A 13,911-nucleotide genomic window follows, 5' to 3' on the forward strand; every position below is an offset into this window, starting at 1 on the left:
CCGCTGCGAACATGGCTGTGCCCGCCGGTTCCTCCCCCGGCGGGCACAGCCATGTCGGCGTGTCCGTACGCGGTCAGCCGCGCGTACTGAACCGCAGGACCGTCCTCGACCGGTACTCGTCGCCGGGTCGCAGCACCGCGGACGGGTCGCCGGGGCGGTTCGGGGAGTCGGGGAAGTGCTGGGTCTCCAGCGCGATACCGGCGCCCGCCCCGTAGTGCGTACCGCTCTTGCCGAGGACCGTTCCGTCGAACTGCCCCGCGGTGTAGACCTGGAGTCCCGGCTCCGTGGTCAGCACCTCCATGCGGCGGCCCGTGGCCGGCGCGTACAGGACGGCGGCCCGGCGCAGTGTTTCGTTGTCGTGCGGGCTGAGGACGAAGTTGTGGTCGTACCCGCCATCCGCGCCGGGGCGGGCCAGGGCCCCGGCGATCCTGAGCGGCCGGCGGAGGTCGAACGCGGTGCCGGGGACGGGGCGGTGGGCGCCGGAGGGGATGAGATCCGCACCGACCGGCGTGTAGTGGGAGGCGTCGACGGTCAGTTCGTGGTCGAGGATGTCGCCGGCACCCTCGCCGTCGAGGTTGAAGTAGGCGTGGTTGGTCAGATTGACCAGGGTCACCTCGTCGGTGACCGCCGTGTAGGAGAAGGCGAGTTCGTCGTCGCGGCCGATAAGCATGGTGACGGTGACGTCCAGGTTTCCCGGGAAGCCCTGGTCGCCGTCGGGGCTGCGGAGGCGCAGGAGCACACCGGTCCAATCCGGGGTGTGTACGCTCTCGGCTTCCCAGAGCCGGGTGTCGAAGCCGTCGGTTCCACCGTGCAGGGAGTGGCCGTCCTCCTCCTGCGTGGTCAGCTGATACGGCTTACCGTCCAGGGAGAACCGGCCTCGCGCGATGCGGTTGGCGTAGCGGCCGACGGTGGCGCCGAAGTACCGGGCGGTGGTGGCCGTCCGGGCCGGGTCGCGAGGAGCGAGGACGATGTCGGCCGAGGTGCCGCCCCGGTCCGGCGTCCACAGCCCGTGGAGGCGGGCGCCGCGGGTGTGCACCTCCGCCGTGAGGCCGCCGGGGAAGCCGAAGGTCCATCGTTGTCCGGCGTACGGATCGGGGCGGCAGACCGGGGGGACCCCGGCGAAGGGGGACGGTGGCGGGTTCATGGAGGTTCCTTGTCGGCGAGAGGCAACAGCCGGAAAGGGGGCAGGGAAGGCCCTGCCCCCTCCCTGGGCGCGTTCGTACGCGGAGGACGGTTCGGGGTTCGCCGCTCTTGGCGAGGCGGCTATTCCGCCTGGCGGGAGCTTCCGAAGAGGCGTTGGAGGAGGATGAAGACGAACAGCAGACCGCCGATGACGATGCGGGTCCACCACGAACTGAGCGTGCCCTGGAAGCTGATGACGGTCTGGATCAGGCCGAGGACCGTCACGCCCAGGGCGGTTCCCAGGACGAAGCCGGAACCACCGGTCAGCAGCGTCCCGCCGATCACGGCGGCGGCGATGGCGTCGAGTTCCATGCCGACGGCGTGCAGGGCATAGCCGGACAGCATGTAGAACGTCAGCAGCAGACCGCCGAGGGCGGAACACAGGCCGCTCACGGCGTACACCACGACCTTGGTGCGGCCCACGGGCAGGCCCATGAGACGGGCGGAGGACTCGTTGCCGCCCAGGGCGTAGACGGTGCGGCCGAAGCGCGTGTGGTGGAGGACGACGAAGGCGAGCACCAGCACGACCAGGGCGATGACCACGGCGGGTGAGACGAACAGGCCCCCGGGCAGGAGCACCCGCGTCTGGGCGATCCGGGTGGTCGTCGGGTCGGTGACGGAGATGGACTCGGTGCTGATCATGTAGCAGAGGCCGCGAGCGAGGAACATGCCCGCGAGGGTGACGATGAAGGGCTGGATCTCGAAGGCGTGGATCACCCAGCCCATGAGGGCGCCGCCTCCTGCTCCCACCAGCAGGACCACCGGCACCGCCAGGGCGAGCGGCAGGCCGTTCTGTTCGACGAGCCAGGCCGTCAGCATGGTCGACAGTGCCACCATGGAGCCGACCGAGAGGTCGATCCCGCCGGTGAGGACGACGAACGTCATGCCGATCGCCACGACGAGCAGGAAGCCGTTGTCGATCAGGACGTTGAGCAGGACCTGCGCGGAGAAGAAGCCTTCGTACTGCACGGAGCCGATCGAGAACATCGCGACCAGCAGGGTGGCCGTCACCATGAGCGGCAGGCGGGAGGCGTGCCGTGCCGAGAGGCGGTGGAGCGGCTTGGTGAGGATGGTGCTCACGGGTGGACCTCCTGCCGGCGGGCCGTCAGGTCGCCGGCCGCGGATGCCGGGTCCGGGGCGGCCGTTCGGCGACGGCGTGAGAGCCGCGCGCGGAACGCGGGCGACTGGACGAGACACACGACGATGACGACCAGGGCCTTGAAGACGAGGGTGGTCTCGGGCGGTACGCCGAGGGTGTAGATCGTGGTCGAGAGGGTCTGGATGATCAGCGCTCCCAGGACCGTCCCACCGAGGGAGAAGCGACCGCCCGTCAGGGCGGTGCCGCCGATGACGACGGCGAGGATCGCGTCCAGTTCGATCCACAGGCCGGCGTTGTTGCCGTCGGCACTGGACACGTTGGAGCTGATCATCAGGCCGGCCACCGCGGCGCACACGGCGCTGACGACGTAGACCATGACCAGGAGGCCGGCTGCCCGGATGCCGACGAGTCGGCTGGCGACCGGGTTGCCGCCCACCGATTCGATGAGCAGCCCGAGCGCGGTCCGCCGGGTGACGAGGGAGGTGACGGCGACGAGGGCCGCGGCGAGGAGGACGGCGAAGGGGAGGGTGAGCCAGTATCCGCCGCCGATCATCTTGTAGGCGCTGCTGGACACGCTGATGATCTGGCCGTCGGTGATCAGCTGGGCCACGCCGCGTCCGGCGACCATGAGGACCAGCGTGGCGACGATGGGCTGGACGCCGAGCCGGGCGACGAGGAAGCCGTTCAGCAGTCCGATCGCGGCGGCCACACCAACCGCCAGCGCGACCGCGGACAGGACGGTGGACAGGCTCCCCGGGTCCTTCGCGGTGGCGATGTGCTCGCACGCGAGGGCGCCGGCGATGGCGACCGTCGAGCCGACCGAGAGGTCGATGCCCCGGGTCGCGATGACCAGCGTCATGCCGAGCGACACCAGGATCAGGGGGGCACCGAACTGCAGGATGTCGATCAGGCTGCCGTACAGGTGTCCGTTCTGGACGCGGACGGCGAGGAAGTCATGGGTGAAGAGGACGTTCCCCGCCAGCAGGGCGGCCAGCACGGCGGCGGGCCAGAACAGGCGGTGCTCGATGAGCCGCCGGGTGCCGGGCGCCCGGCCCGGGCGCTTCCCGGTGCCGAGGTCGTCAGGTGGTGTCATGAGGTGGCTCCGGTGGCGATGGCGCCCAGGATCCGGTCGGGCGTCAGGGTCGTGTCGTTGGGAAGGGTGGCGACGAGCCGGTGGTCGCGCAGGACGCCCACGCGGTGGCTCAGCCGCAGCACTTCCTCGAGTTCGGCGGAGATGAAGAGGACCGCGGTGCCTTCCGCGGCCAGGCTGGTGACCAGTTTCTGGATCTCCGTCTTGGCACCGATGTCGATGCCCCTGGTGGGTTCGTCCAGGATCAGCAGCTCGGGGTCGGTGAGCAGCCATCGGGCGAGCAGCACCTTCTGCTGGTTGCCCCCGCTGAGGTTGCGGACCTGCGCCTCGGGGTCGGCCGGGCGGATGTCGAGGACCTCGGTCCAGCGGGCGGCGATCTCGTCCTGCCGGGTGCGGGAAAGGGGTCTGGTCCAGCCGCGTGCGGCTTGGAGGGCGAGCACGATGTTCTCGCGGACGGTGAGTTCGCCGATGAGGCCCTCCGCCTTGCGGTTCTCCGAGCAGAAGGCGATCTTGTGGGCGATCGCGGCGCGCGGCGAGCGCAGGACGGCGCGCCGTCCGTCGATGCGCAGCTCGCCTCCGTCGGCGTGGTCGGCTCCGAAGAGCAGCCGGGCCGCCTCGGTGCGTCCGGAGCCGAGGAGCCCGGCCAGGCCGATGACCTCGCCGCGGTGGATGTCCAGGTCGTAGGGCTGGACGGCCCCGGTACGGGCGAGGCCACGGGCGCTGAGGAAGGGCGTGCCCCCGGAACCGGGGCCGGCCGTGGGGCCGGTGTGGGACGTCTCGGCCAGTTCGTCGAGGATGCGCAGTTCGCTGCCGACCATGCGGTGTACGAGGGTGACGGGTGTCAGCTCGTCGATCCGGTACTCGCCTTCGAGGCGCCCGTTGCGCAGGACGGTCACCCGGTCGCACAGGTCGAAGACCTGGTCGAGGAAGTGGGTGACGAAGAGGATCGCGGCGCCGCGGTCGCGCAGTCTGCGCACCAGGGTGAACAGCTGGGCGACTTCGTCCCGGTCGAGGCTGGAGGTGGGCTCGTCGAGGATGAGGACCTTCGCCTTGACGTCCACGGCCCGTACGATCGCGACCAGTTGCTGGACGGCGAGGGAATGCGCGCTCAGCGGCAGGCGGACGTCGAGGTCCAGTTCCAGTTCGGCGATGAGCCGTGCCGCGCGTTCGTGGAGGGCCGACCAGTGGACCAGCCCCAGGCGCCGCGGTTCACGGCCGATGAGGATGTTCTCGGCGACGGAGAGGTTGGGGCACAGGTTCACCTCCTGGTACACCGTGCTGATTCCGGCGTGCTGCGCTTCCAGTGGTTCGGCGAATCCCTGGGGGCTGCCGTCGACGGAGACCGTTCCCGCGTCGGGTGGGTGGACCCCGGTGAGCACCTTGATGAGAGTGGACTTGCCGGCGCCGTTCTCGCCCATCAGGGCGTGGACCTCGCCGGGGAAGAGGCGCAGGTCCACGCCGTCGAGGGCGAGGACGCCGGGGAACACCTTGCGGATGCCCTGGGCCTCCAGGACCGGCCGGTCGGTGCGGGTGGGTGTGGGGGTGGGTGGGGCTGCCATCCGCCCTCCTCTCCTGAGGGGTCGGGGGCGGCGCGAGGACCGCCCCCGGTCCGGTGCGGGCGTCGGGTCAGTACTGGCGGCCGGGCAGGGCGGCCGCGGCCTGGTCCTGGGTGAAGACGCCCTCCTTGACCTCGACCCGTCGCGGGACGCTCTCCCCCGCCGCGACCTTCTTGGCGAGTTCCATCAGCTGGTCGCCGAGGAGCGGGTTGCACTCGACCACCACGTTGATCTTCTTCTCCTGCATGGCGACGAAGGCGTCCTTGATGCCGTCGACGGAGATCACCTTGATGTCGGTGCCCGGCTTCTTACCCGCCTCCTCGATGGCCTGGATGGCGCCCAGGGCCATGTCGTCGTTGTGGGCGTACAGGACGTCGATGTCCTTGTGGGACTTGAGGAAGGCCTGCATGACCTCCTTGCCCTTGGCGCGGGTGAAGTCCCCGGTCTGGGACGCGACGACCTTGAACTTGGCCTCGCCCTTGACGACTTCGGCGAAGCCGGCCTTGCGGTCGTTGGCAGGTGCGGAGCCGGTGGTGCCCTGGAGCTCGACGACGTTGACCGGTTCGGAGGTCCCCTCGTACTCCTTCACGAGCCACTTGCCGGCCTCCTGCCCCTCCTTGACGAAGTCGGAGCCGAGGAAGGTCCGGTAGAGGGAGGTGTCCTGCGAATCGACCGCACGGTCGGTGAGGATCACCGGGATGCCGGCGCTCTTGGCCTCCTTCAGGACGGTGTCCCAGCCGGACTCCACCACCGGGGAGAAGGCGATGACGTCCACCTTCTGCTGGATGAACGTGCGGATCGCCTTGATCTGGTTCTCCTGCTTCTGCTGCGCGTCGGAGAACTTCAGCGTGATGCCGGCCTTCTCGGCCGCCTCGCGTACGGACTTGGTGTTGGCGGTGCGCCAGCCGCTTTCGGCTCCCACCTGGGCGAACCCGAGCACCAGCTTGCCGTCGGAGGAGCCCTTGCCGGCGCCGCCGGTGGTACCGGTGGGCGCGGGCTCGGTGGTGCAGGCGGTCAGCACACCAGCGGCCAGAACGGCGGCGGTGATGACACGGAGGGCTCTGTGGGCCATGTCGAGGTTCCTTTCGGGACGTGCGTCGTACAGGGCGGTGCCCGGAAGGGGCTGGGCCCGGCGAAGGCGTGGCTGCGCAGCGGTGGTTGAGCTGAGCGGAGGCGAGTGTGCGTGGACCTCCGACGGCCGGTGGGCTGCCGAACGCGACACATTGTGAGCGCTAACAGACTCGTAACTCAAGGGTTCGTACGGCCGTTACCCGTTTTTGATGCGGAGAGACGAGTCGCCGCTCAGCTAGTCGCGCCTCAAAGATGTGAGCGTTAACAGGACTTGCTGAGGCGCCCCGCGACACAGAAGGCTCCGCAGAATGAAGCCCGTTGACACACCTCACCATGCTTCGTATCGTCGCGACACAATTTCGAACGACGCCCGAAATATCGAACGTCAGGAGTCGCCCCATGTGTTCCACTCCGCCCACCGCCCAGGGCGCCTTCCTGTGAGCCGCCGGGGGCAGGCTGTGGTTCTGGACGCTCCCAAGTCGTTTCGCCTCGTGCAGCACGAGCCTCGACAGGCGGGGCCCGGAGAAGCCCGGGTGCGCGTGCATGCCGTCGGGATCAGCCGCAGCGACCGCGACGTCTACCTGGGCCGCCGCCCCGTTCCGTACGTGCGCTATCCGGTCACCCCTGGCCACGAGTGGTCCGGCACCGTCACCGCCGTGGGAGAGGGCGCGCCCGCTTCCCTGATCGGTCGCAAGGTCGTGGGCGAAGGGCTGCGCACCTGCGGGACCTGCGCGCCGTGCCGCGACGGAGAGACCACCCTGTGCATCCGCGGATACGCGGAGACGGGGTTCACCCTTCCCGGCGCCATGGCTCCCACCCTCGTCCTCCCCGCTCGTCTGCTGCACACACTCGCGCCGGACGCCGACCTCACCGCCGCCGCGTTCCTCGAGCCGGCCGCCTGCGCGGCCGCCGCGGTACTCAAGGCGTCCCCCCTGCCCGGCTCACGAGTGGCCGTCATCGGCTCCGGTGCCCTCGGACTGCTCGCCGCACAGCTCCTCTGCGCCTTCTCGCCGAGTGAGCTGACGGTCGTCGGCACGAGCCCCGACCGAGCCGATGTGTCCCGTCGTCTGGGAGCCACCGCCTATCGGACGTGGGACCGCGCCTCCGGTCTCGCGGACTTCGACGTGGTGATCGACGCCGCGGGCGCGACGTCGAGCGCGCACACAGCGACGTCCCTGCTGCGACCGGGAGGGCACCTGGTTCTCACGGGCATCCCGGTCCCGGGGGCGGAAAGGCTCGATCCCGCCCAGGTCGTCGCACGGCAGCTGTCGATCGGAACCGCCTTCGGGGCCTCCTCCGGCGCCTGGTCCTACGCCGTGAGCGCCTTCTCCGCGGGAAGGCTGACGCCGCTCGAACTCCTCACGCACCAGCTGGACATCGACGAGTTCGAGCGGGCCATGGAACTCACGGACAGCGGGGACCCCCGCGTCGGGAGAGTTCTGCTCCGTCCTTGAAACTCACAGACCCGGGACCGCGTTCGCGGCGATGGCCCTGGCGTACCAACGGGCGCTGTGCTTCGGGGTGCGCAGCTGGGTGGTGTAGTCGACGTGGACGGCGCCGAAGCGCTTCTCGTATCCGTACGCCCACTCGAAGTTGTCGAGCAGGGACCAGAGGAAGTAGCCGCGGACGTCGGCACCGTCGGCGATGGCCTGGTGGACGGCCTTGAGGTGCTGGTGGAGGTAGTCGATCCGGTCGTGGTCCTGGATCTGGCCGTCCGCCGTGGGGATGTCGGGGAAGGCTGCGCCGTTCTCGGTGACCGCCAGAGGGAGGCCGGGGTGGGCTCGGGACGTGGCCATGAGGAGGTCGTAGAGCCCGGTGGGGTCGATGGTCCAGCCCATGTCGGTGGTGTCGCCGGGCGGGAGGTGGAAGTTGACGTCCTCGGAGCCGGGCCACGGGGAGTGGTCGCTCTCGCCGTGGGCGTGGTTGACCGCAGCCGCTCCGGGTATCGGGGCGGAGACGACGGCGGGCGTGTAGTAGTTGATGCCCAGGAGGTCGATGGGGGCGCCTATGGCGGATTCGTCGCCGGGCTTGACGAGGGTGCCCCAGTCGACGACGTGGGCGGTGTCGGCGAGGAGGTCGGCCGGATATCCGCCGGAGAGCATCGGGCCGGTGAAGACCCGGTTGGCGACGGCGTCGATGCGGCGGGCCGCGTCGAGGTCGGCCGGTTCCGGGGTGAGCGGCCGGACGTGGTGCAGGTTGAGGGAGACCGCGATCTGGGCGTGGGCGGGGAGGGACGCGCGCAGGGCCGCGGTGGCGCGGCCGTGTCCGAGGTTGAGGTGGTGGGCCGCGCGCAGGGCGAGGCCGGGGTCGGTGCGGCCCGGGGCGTGGACGCCGGAGCCGTAGCCGAGGAAGGCCGAGCACCAGGGCTCGTTGAGCGTGGTCCACAGGGCGACCCGGTCGCCCAGTGCGTCGGCGGCCAGCGCCGCGTAATCGCCGAAGCGCTCGGCGGTCTCGCGTACCGTCCAGCCCCCTTCGTCCTCCAGCGCCTGGGGAAGGTCCCAGTGGTACAGGGTGGCGACGGGCTGCACGCCGGCGTCGAGGAGTTCGTCGACGAGCCGGCTGTAGAAGTCGAGGCCGGCGGCGTTGGCGGGGCCCCGTCCGCCGGGCTGGATGCGGGGCCAGGACAGGGAGAAGCGGTACGCCTGAAGGCCGAGGTGGGACATCAGGGTGACGTCCGTGCGGTAGCGGTGGTAGTGGTCGCAGGCGGTGTCGCCGGTGTCGCCGTTGGCGACCTTGCCGGGGGTGCGGGAGAAGGTGTCCCAGATGGACGGCGTGCGGCCGTCCTCGCCGACGGCGCCCTCGATCTGGTAGGCGGCGGTGGCCGCGCCCCACAGGAAGCCGGGCGGGAAGTGGAGGCGGTCGACGGCCGTGGAGGCGGGGGCGGTGGCGGGGGTTGCGGGCATGGCGGAGTCTCCCTTTGGCGGAGGTGTGGGACGAGGAGAGGAGGGGAGGTCAGCCCTTGATGGCGCCCTGGGTGATGCCGCCGACGATGTGCCGGCCGAAGAGGGCGAAGACCAGGAGGAGCGGCAGGGTGCCCATGAGCGCTCCGGCGGTGATGACGGACCAGTCGGTCGACCAGCCGGTTCCCAGTCCGGCGAGGGCGACCTGCACGGTCGGGTTGGTGGAGCCGTTCATGACGATGATCGGCCAGAGGAAGTCGTTCCAGGACTGGACGAAGGTCAGCATGCCCAGGACCGCCATCGCCGGGCGGGCGACGGGGAAGACGACGTGCCAGATGACGCGCAGCGAGTTGGCGCCGTCGACGCGGGCGGCCTCCAGCAGTTCGGTGGGCAGTGCCTGGGAGAGGAACTGCCGCATGAAGAAGACGCCGAAGGCGGTGACCAGGACGGGCAGGATCAGCGCCCCGAGGTGATTTCCCAGTCCCAGATTCTTGGTCAGGATGAACAGGGGTACGACGCTGAGCTGCGCGGGCACGGCGAGGGTGGACAGGACCAGGCCGAGCATCACCTTCTTCCCCCGGAACCGGAGTTTGGCGAAGGCGAAGCCGGCGAGCACGGAGAAGGTCACCGTGGTGACGGTGACGGCGCCCGCGACGAGCGTCGAGTTGAGCAGGGCGACGCCCATGCCACGCCCGCCGGCGTTGTGCCAGACGTAGGTGAGGTTCTCGAAGAGGTTGCCGCCCGGCAGCATCGGGGGCGGGCTGGAGACGACCGCGTGGCTGTCGGTGGACGCGGCGACCAGCGTCCAGTACAGCGGGAACAGCGAGGCCAGGGCAGCGAGTCCGAGGACGATGCGGGCGAGTGGCCCGGCCCGGTGCTGTCCGCCGGCCCTGCCGGCGCGGACGGACGGTCGCGTCGCCGTCCGGTGAGGACGGTCGGACACGGGGGCGGTGGTGGTCATGTCGTACTCCACGTCACTGGGAGGCGCGCAGGCGGCGGGTGATCAGCGCGTTGACGAGCCCGATGAGCAGCAGCAGGCCGAACATGATCCAGGCGACCGCGCTGGCGCGCCCGAGCATGCTGGAGTGGAAGCCCTGGTCGTACATGAGGATTCCGAGGGTCTCGTACTGGTGGTCGGTGCCGCCCTGGTGGCCGCTCTGGCCACCGAACAGATAGGGCTCGCCGAAGAGCTGGGTGGCTCCGATGGTCGACACGATCACCGTGAAGAGGATCGTGGGCTTCAGGGCGGGGACCGTGACGTGCAGGAACTGCTGCCAGCGGCTGGCGCCGTCCAGGGCGGCGGCCTCGTACAGCTCGCGCGGCACGGCCTGCATGGCGGCGAGGTAGATCAGGGCGTTGTATCCGGTCCAGCGCCAGGTGACGATCACGGAGATCGCGAACTGCGAGCTCCAGCGACCGGCCTCCCAGTGCACGGGCCCGGCGCCGAACAGGCCGAGGAACCAGTTGGCCATGCCCCCCTCGGGGCTGAAGATCAGGGCGAAGACGAGGGTGGCGGCGGCGACGGAGGTCGCGTACGGGGCGAGGAGTGCCGTGCGCAGGAACCCGCGGGCGCGCAGCCGGTAGTTGAGCAGGTGGGCGAGACCCAGTGCCATCAGCAGCTGGGGGACGGTGGACAGGACACCGAGGGTGAAGGTGTTGAGGAGCGCGTTCCAGAAGTAGTGGCTGACCTGACCGGTGAACAGGTCGGTGTAGTTGCGCAGGCCGACCCATTCGGCGCGGTCGACGTTGTACAGGCTCACCCGGTGGAAGGAGAGCCACCCCGTGTAGAGCAGCGGGAAGAGGCCGAAGGCGGCGAAGACGAGGAAGAAGGGTGCGACGAGGGCGTACGGCGTGCCCTTGGTGTCCCAGCGGTGCAGGCGGCTGCGCCAGGCCGTGGGGCCGGAGGGGTGGGCGTGGGGCGGTGGGGTGTCCTGGCGGCCTGCGGGGCCGTTGCGGCTGGGTGCGGTCGTGGAGGCCACGGGCGGTTCCTTCGGTGGTCACGGCCGGTCGCGTCGGTACGGGGTGGGGGTGGCCGGCTCCCCGGTGGCCGGCCACCCTCTCCCCCGCGACGGCGGCCCGGAAGAGGCGGGGCGGGGAGCGCTACTGGATGGTGCTGTCGATCTGGCGCACCGTGGCGTTCCACGCCTCCTCCGGGCTCTTGCCGTTCTGCTCCATCAGCTGGATGCCGGTGCTGAACGCCCCGGTCAGGTCCTGCGCGTGCGGGCCGGTCTCGGCGGGCTGGATGGCCTTGGCGGCGGTGGAGAAGATCTGTCCGGTGGCGGCGTCGGGGCCGATGTAGGCGTTCTTGTAGTCGACGACGCCCGGCAGGTCATGGGCAGCCTGGTTGGCGGGGATGTTGCCCACCTTCTGGAAGACCTTCGCCTGCTGCTCGGGCGCGGTGAGCCAGGCGACGAGCTTCTTGGCCTCGTCGACGTGCTTGCCGGAGGCCGGTACGGCCAGGAAGGAACCGCCCCAGTTGCCGGCGGCCGGGGGCTGGGCGATGTTCCACTTGCCCTTGTTGGAAGGGCCGGAGAACTGCTGGATGTTCGCCTGCTGCCAGGAGGGGCAGACCGTGGTGGCGAAGGTGGACTTGGAGAACGCGGTCTGCCAGGGGGTGTCGAACATCTTCAGGCCCTGGCTGGTCTTGCCCTGGACGGCCTTGACTGCCAGGTCCCAGCCGGTCTTGACGCTGGGCGAGTCCTTGTAGGCGAGCTTGCCGTCCTTGTAGTACTGGACGGTGCTGCTGGAGACGACGGCGTTGAACAGCCCGGTGGCGCTGTCCATGAAGGAGGTGCCCTTGGGTGCCTTGGCCTGGTATCGCTTGCCCGTCTCGACGAACTTCGCCCAGTCGCCCGCCCACAGCTTGCCGACGGACTCGGGGTCGGAGGGCAGACCCGCGGCCTTGAACAGGTCCTGGCGGTAGCAGATGGCCATCGGGCCGACGTCGGTGCCCAGGCCGATCGTCCTGCCGTCGGCAGTGGTGGCCTGGTCCCACTTCCAGGGCAGGTAGTTCTTCTTCTGGACACCGGGGGCGTCGGACAGGTCGGCGAAGGCGTCGGAGAGGTCCTCGGAGGTGGCGCGGGCTATGCGACCGACCTCCAGGGCCTGGACGTCGTCGAGTCCGCCGCCGGACAGGCGGGTCTGCAGGGCGGTCCAGTAGTTGCCCTCGACGGTCGTCGGGTTCTCCTTGATGGTGATCTCCGGGTGCTGCTTCATGTACGCGTCGTACAGGCCGGCCTCCTTGTATCCGAAGGTCCCGAAGGTGCCGACGGTGAGGGTGATCTTCCCGTCGGCGGAGGCGGAAGCGTCGCCGGAGGTCGAGCAGCCGGTGAGGGCGAGGGCCAGCGTCGCCGCCGCGGAGGCGAGTACGACGGAGCGGATACGGGCGCGCGGCACGGACGAGCGGGACATGGCATCTCCTCGATGCGTCAAGGGAGGGCTGGAGGTACGCCGACAGGTCGCTTCGATGGCGGTCGGCGTGGGAGAGGCGGCCTCGAAGGCCGGGGTGAAGCCATGCGTTTGGGCTTCTTTCCCAGATTGGGAGCGCTCCCAAATGGTGGCGTCGAAACCCTGCCGCCACCTTGACGGTCTGTCAAGGCGGCCGACAGGGGCGGGCTGTAGGCGGCGCACGGGTGAGCGCGAAAGGGGGCGCACGGCAGAGCGCGGGCCGGAGCGCTGGCCGGAGCACCGGGCCGTACGCCAGGCCGGCCAGGAGGCGGTTCGTCAGGCGCTGGCGCGGGTGACCAGACGCGTGGGGAGGATCAGCGGGGTGGGGGCCTGCCCGTTGATGAGCGCGACGAGCATGCGCGCCATCTCGCGACCGAGACCCTCTATGGGCTGGTGCACCGTGGTCAGCGGCGGATCGGAGATCCTGGCCACGGCCAGGTCGTCGAAGCCGATCACGGCTACGTCGGCGGGGACGCGGCGGCCGGCATCACGCAGCGTGCGCAACGCCCCCGCCCCCATGTTGTCGCTGGCGGCGAACACTCCGTCCAGCTCCGGGTGCCGCGCCGACAACGCCGCCATGGCGGCCGCTCCGCTCGGCTCGGTGAAGTCACCGGCTTCCGGCGGATACGGTTCGAGGCCGGCCGCCAGCATGGCGTCCTGGTAGCCGCGGTAACGGGCGCGCCCCACCTCGGTGTCCAGCCGCCCGCAGATCGTCGCGACCCTTGTCCGGCCGAGCGAGATCAGGTACTCGGTCGCCGCGCGCGCTCCTCCGAGGTTGTCCACGTCCACATACCACCGCGGGTCCAAGCCGACCGGGCGCCCGCCGAACACCACGGGAATCTCCGCCTCTTCCGCCAAGCGGGCCAACGGATCGTCCTCGCGCAGCGCCATCAGCATCACTCCGTCGGCCCCCTTGGACCGGAGAAGCTGCTCCACGCGCCGGCGCCCCCGGTCGGAGGCCGCCAGGCACAGCATCAGGTGCAGTTCGGCCTCCTCCAGCGCGGCCGAGGCGCCCACGATCACCTTGGCGAAGAACGGGTCCGCGAAGATCGACGGATCCTCTCCCGACACGACCAGGGCGGCCGCACCGGTCTGACGGGTCGCCAGCGCCCTGGCGGTCGGATTCGGCACGTATGCGAGTTGATGGACCGCCCGTTCGACGGCCTCGCGTTTCGCGCGGCTGACGTGCGGGGCGTTGTTGAGCACACGCGAGGCCACCGATCGCGAGACGCCGGCCAGTTCGGCCACCTCGTCGAGTGTCGACTGCCGGTGCGGCACACCTTGCGCCATGAGCCGCCCTCCTCCCTCTATCTGAACACCCGGAAGGCTGGAAGCGCTTCCAGTTTCAGGACTGTAAACCCTCCCCCTCGTCCTGTGAAGTGCTGTTTAAGTGGGCGCACTTGACAGTCCCAATAGGCGCATCACACGATACGGCCACACCTCGGCCCCACAGATCATGGCCTGGGAACGCTTCCAGTGGGAGCGCTTCCACGGGCTCTTGTGCGTCCGGAGTGTGCTGGTGTACCCGCCGGGGGCGCCTCCGTGAGTCGCCGCACCGGGAACTTC

11 protein-coding genes are annotated in these 13,911 nt (G+C 70.1%); 1 reads left to right on the forward strand and 10 read right to left on the reverse strand.

Annotation, left to right across the window (positions count from 1 at the left end; translation table 11 throughout):
* Positions 1-73: 73 nt before the first annotated feature.
* The 5 genes from IE124_RS25625 to IE124_RS25645 form a co-directional block, all read right to left on the reverse strand.
* The gene (locus IE124_RS25625; protein WP_189510706.1) at positions 74-1,144 is read right to left on the reverse strand and encodes an aldose epimerase family protein; all 1,071 of its coding nucleotides are present in this window, start codon (positions 1,142-1,144) and stop codon (positions 74-76) included.
* 119 nt (positions 1,145-1,263) lie between these two features.
* Positions 1,264-2,262, reverse strand: a complete 999-nt coding sequence (gene yjfF / locus IE124_RS25630) for a galactofuranose ABC transporter, permease protein YjfF (protein WP_189510710.1) — start codon at positions 2,260-2,262, stop codon at positions 1,264-1,266.
* Positions 2,259-3,374 carry an ABC transporter permease gene (locus tag IE124_RS25635; protein WP_189510713.1) on the reverse strand — a complete coding sequence of 372 codons (1,116 nt, stop codon included), beginning with the start codon at positions 3,372-3,374 and terminating at the stop codon, positions 2,259-2,261. Before IE124_RS25635 ends, yjfF begins: the two co-directional genes overlap by 4 nt.
* A complete protein-coding gene (locus tag IE124_RS25640; protein WP_189510716.1) occupies positions 3,371-4,930 on the reverse strand; it encodes a sugar ABC transporter ATP-binding protein in 1,560 nt (519 codons plus the stop codon). The genes IE124_RS25635 and IE124_RS25640 overlap by 4 nt, the downstream gene beginning before the upstream one ends.
* Positions 4,931-4,997: 67 nt before the next feature.
* Complete coding sequence (locus IE124_RS25645) at positions 4,998-5,999, reverse strand: ABC transporter substrate-binding protein (protein ID WP_189510719.1); 1,002 nt, start codon at positions 5,997-5,999, stop codon at positions 4,998-5,000.
* 436 nt (positions 6,000-6,435) lie between these two features.
* Here IE124_RS25645 and IE124_RS25650 point away from each other — a divergent pair, with 436 nt between their 5' ends.
* Positions 6,436-7,452, forward strand: a complete 1,017-nt coding sequence (locus IE124_RS25650; RefSeq protein WP_229832855.1) for a zinc-dependent alcohol dehydrogenase — start codon at positions 6,436-6,438, stop codon at positions 7,450-7,452.
* 3 nt (positions 7,453-7,455) lie between these two features.
* Here the strand turns inward: IE124_RS25650 and IE124_RS25655 are convergent, their stop codons facing one another.
* From IE124_RS25655 to IE124_RS25675, 5 genes are all read right to left on the reverse strand, one after another.
* Entirely contained in the window at positions 7,456-8,901 is a 1,446-nt protein-coding gene (locus IE124_RS25655) for a GH1 family beta-glucosidase (RefSeq protein WP_189510725.1), read from the reverse strand.
* A 49-nt stretch (positions 8,902-8,950) separates the two neighbouring features.
* Positions 8,951-9,859 (reverse strand): carbohydrate ABC transporter permease, encoded by a 909-nt coding sequence (locus IE124_RS25660; RefSeq protein ID WP_189510728.1) that lies wholly within the window; start codon positions 9,857-9,859, stop codon positions 8,951-8,953.
* A gap of 13 nt (positions 9,860-9,872) precedes the next feature.
* Entirely contained in the window at positions 9,873-10,877 is a 1,005-nt protein-coding gene (locus IE124_RS25665) for a carbohydrate ABC transporter permease (protein ID WP_189510731.1), read from the reverse strand.
* Positions 10,878-10,998: 121 nt separating this feature from the next.
* Entirely contained in the window at positions 10,999-12,309 is a 1,311-nt protein-coding gene (locus tag IE124_RS25670; RefSeq protein ID WP_189510734.1) for an ABC transporter substrate-binding protein, read from the reverse strand.
* A gap of 312 nt (positions 12,310-12,621) precedes the next feature.
* Positions 12,622-13,635, reverse strand: a complete 1,014-nt coding sequence (locus IE124_RS25675) for a LacI family DNA-binding transcriptional regulator (protein ID WP_189510737.1) — start codon at positions 13,633-13,635, stop codon at positions 12,622-12,624.
* Between the last annotated feature and the right edge of the window lie 276 nt (positions 13,636-13,911).

Source organism: Streptomyces narbonensis (assembly GCF_014649015.1).
GTDB classification, from domain to species: Bacteria; Actinomycetota; Actinomycetes; order Streptomycetales; family Streptomycetaceae; genus Streptomyces; species Streptomyces narbonensis.

Excerpts from the sequence above, each read along its gene's own strand:
- IE124_RS25625 (WP_189510706.1), bottom strand. The coding sequence starts at position 1,144 with ATGAACCCGCCACCGTCCCCCTTCGCCGGGGTCCCCCCGGTCTGCCGC.
- IE124_RS25635 (WP_189510713.1), bottom strand. The coding sequence starts at position 3,374 with ATGACACCACCTGACGACCTCGGCACCGGGAAGCGCCCGGGCCGGGCG.
- IE124_RS25640 (WP_189510716.1), bottom strand. The coding sequence starts at position 4,930 with ATGGCAGCCCCACCCACCCCCACACCCACCCGCACCGACCGGCCGGTC.
- IE124_RS25645 (WP_189510719.1), bottom strand. The coding sequence starts at position 5,999 with ATGGCCCACAGAGCCCTCCGTGTCATCACCGCCGCCGTTCTGGCCGCT.
- IE124_RS25655 (WP_189510725.1), bottom strand. The coding sequence starts at position 8,901 with ATGCCCGCAACCCCCGCCACCGCCCCCGCCTCCACGGCCGTCGACCGC.
- IE124_RS25660 (WP_189510728.1), bottom strand. The coding sequence starts at position 9,859 with ATGACCACCACCGCCCCCGTGTCCGACCGTCCTCACCGGACGGCGACG.
- IE124_RS25670 (WP_189510734.1), bottom strand. The coding sequence starts at position 12,309 with ATGTCCCGCTCGTCCGTGCCGCGCGCCCGTATCCGCTCCGTCGTACTC.
- IE124_RS25675 (WP_189510737.1), bottom strand. The coding sequence starts at position 13,635 with ATGGCGCAAGGTGTGCCGCACCGGCAGTCGACACTCGACGAGGTGGCC.